The sequence below is a fragment of the Hydrogenimonas sp. genome (assembly GCF_029933015.1).
Classification (GTDB): Bacteria; Campylobacterota; Campylobacteria; order Campylobacterales; family Hydrogenimonadaceae; genus Hydrogenimonas.
In genome coordinates, this window is record NZ_JAOZOZ010000045.1 from 1 (window position 1) to 2,436 (window position 2,436).

Here is a 2,436-nt window from a genome sequence, read left to right on the forward strand (position 1 = left end):
TTCATGTCTCGTCCAGGATGCGCGGCAGCGTGATGCCGGTCTGGGCCTGGTATTTGCCCGATTTGTCCTTGTAGCTCACCTCGCAGGGTTCGTCACCCTCGAGGAAGAGGACCTGCGCGATCCCTTCGTTGGCGTAGATTTTGGCCGGAAGGGGGGTGGTGTTGGAGATCTCGATCGTGATGTGCCCCTCGAATTCCGGTTCGAAGGGGGTGACGTTGACGATGATGCCGCAGCGGGCGTAGGTGCTTTTGCCCAGACAGATCGCCAGGACGTTGCGCGGTATGCGGAAGTACTCGACCGTGCGCGCCAGGGCGAAGGAGTTGGGCGGCACGATACAGACGTCGCCCTTGAAGTCGACGACGTTGCGCTCGTCGAAATGTTTCGGGTCGACCACTTCGGCGTTGACGTTGGTAAAGATCTTGAACTCGTCGCTGACGCGTATGTCGTAGCCGTAGCTGCTCAGGCCGTAGCTGACGACCCCTCTGCCCACCTGATCTTCGCAGAAGGGCTCGATCATCTTCTCTTTCAACGCTTTTTCACGGATCCACTTGTCACTTTTAAGGCCCATACAATCATCCCCTAAATATAGTTGTGATATTATAATACACTCACACTTACATCTGGAGAAAAGAATGAATCTGAAAGAGATAAAAGACCTGATAAAAGTATTTAACAACAGCGGTCTGAGCAAGCTCAAAGTCGAAGACGGCGACTTCGGCCTGACCCTGGAAAAGGGCGACTCCGCCGCGCCGGCGGCGTCGGCGGCACCGGTACAGCAGACGGCCGCGCCCGCGGCTGCGGCGGCTCCCGCGCCGGCGGCTTCCGCCGAGCCCGCGAAAGAGAAGGAGCTTCCCGAAAACGCCGTCTACATCACCTCCCCGATGGTGGGCACCTTCTACCGCTCCCCCTCTCCCGACTCTCCCCCCTTCGTCAATGTCGGCGACGTCGTGAAAAAGGGCCAGACCCTCTGCATTCTCGAAGCGATGAAGATCATGAACGAGATCGAAGCGGAGTTCGACTGCAAGATCCTCGACATCCTGGTCGAAGACGGCCAGCCCGTCGAGTACGACATGCCGCTCTTCCTGGTCGAGAAGGTCTGAGCCGATGGCCGAAATCAAACGCATACTGATCGCCAACCGGGGTGAGATAGCCCTGCGGGCGATCCGCACGATCAAAGAGATGGGCAAGGAGGCGGTCGCCGTCTACTCCACGGCCGACAAAGAGGCCAGCTACCTGCGCCTGGCCGACGCCAGCATCTGCATCGGCGGCCCAAAAAGCACCGAAAGCTACCTCCACATCCCCGCCATCATCGCGGCGGCGGAGGTGAGCGAATGCGACGCTATCTTTCCGGGGTACGGGTTTTTGAGCGAAAACCAGAATTTCGTCGAGATCTGCAAATACCACGGCATCAAATTCATCGGTCCGAGCGTCGACGTCATGACGCTGATGAGCGACAAGAGCAAAGCCAAACAGGTGATGAAAGAGGCGGGCGTGCCCGTCATACCCGGCAGCGACGGCGCCATCAAGGATGTCGAGGAGGCGAGGAAACTGGCCAAAGAGATGGGCTTTCCGGTCATCCTCAAAGCCGCGGCGGGCGGTGGAGGACGCGGCATGCGCGTCGTCGAGGACGAGAGCTACATCGAAAACGCCTACCTCGCCGCCGAGAGCGAAGCGATCACGGCCTTCGGCGACGGCACGATCTACATGGAGAAGTTCATCGAAAACCCGCGCCATATCGAGGTGCAGGTGCTGGCCGACTCCCACGGCAACGCCGTGCATATCGGCGAGCGGGACTGCTCGATGCAGCGCCGCCACCAGAAGCTGATCGAAGAGTCTCCGGCGATGTTCCTCGACGACGAGACCCGCGCCAGGCTTCACGAAGCGGCGGTCAAGGCGACGAAGCACATCGGGTACGAGAGTGCGGGAACCTTCGAGTTTCTCGTGGACAAGCACAAAAACTTCTACTTCATGGAGATGAACACCCGCCTGCAGGTGGAGCACTGCGTCAGCGAGATGGTCAGCGGCATCGACATCATCGAATGGATGATCCGCATCGCCGAGGGGGACACCCTTTTCGATCAGAGCGACGTGCGGCTCGAGGGCCACGCCATCGAGTGCCGCATCACGGCCGAGGACCCGGTGAACTTCATGCCGTGCCCGGGCAAGATCAGCAAATGGATCGCCCCCGGCGGCAAGGATGTGCGTATCGACAGCCACGCCCATGCGGGCTACATCATTCCCCAGCACTACGACTCGATGATCGGCAAGGTGATCGTCTGGGCCGAAGACCGCGACCGCGCCATCAAAAAGATGCGGCGCGCCATGGACGAGTTCGAAGTGGGCGGCATCAAGACCGTCATTGACTTCCACAGACGTATGATGCGCAATCCCGACTTCATCGAAAACAGGTTCGATACGAAATATCTGGAAGAGCAT

3 protein-coding genes are annotated in these 2,436 nt (G+C 59.3%); 2 read left to right on the forward strand and 1 reads right to left on the reverse strand.

Annotation, left to right across the window (positions count from 1 at the left end):
- Position 1: 1 nt before the first annotated feature.
- The gene (gene dcd, locus Q1K23_RS04660) at positions 2 to 568 is read right to left on the reverse strand and encodes a dCTP deaminase (RefSeq protein WP_300362847.1); all 567 of its coding nucleotides are present in this window, start codon (positions 566 to 568) and stop codon (positions 2 to 4) included.
- 64 nt (positions 569 to 632) lie between these two features.
- Here dcd and accB point away from each other — a divergent pair, with 64 nt between their 5' ends.
- Together accB and Q1K23_RS04670 are read left to right on the forward strand one after the other, a co-directional pair.
- Positions 633 to 1,100 (forward strand): acetyl-CoA carboxylase biotin carboxyl carrier protein, encoded by a 468-nt coding sequence (gene accB, locus Q1K23_RS04665; RefSeq protein ID WP_300362848.1) that lies wholly within the window; start codon positions 633 to 635, stop codon positions 1,098 to 1,100.
- Between the two features lie 4 nt (positions 1,101 to 1,104).
- A partial coding sequence (locus Q1K23_RS04670; protein ID WP_300362850.1) for an acetyl-CoA carboxylase biotin carboxylase subunit occupies positions 1,105 to 2,436 on the forward strand: 1,332 nt, incomplete at its 3' end.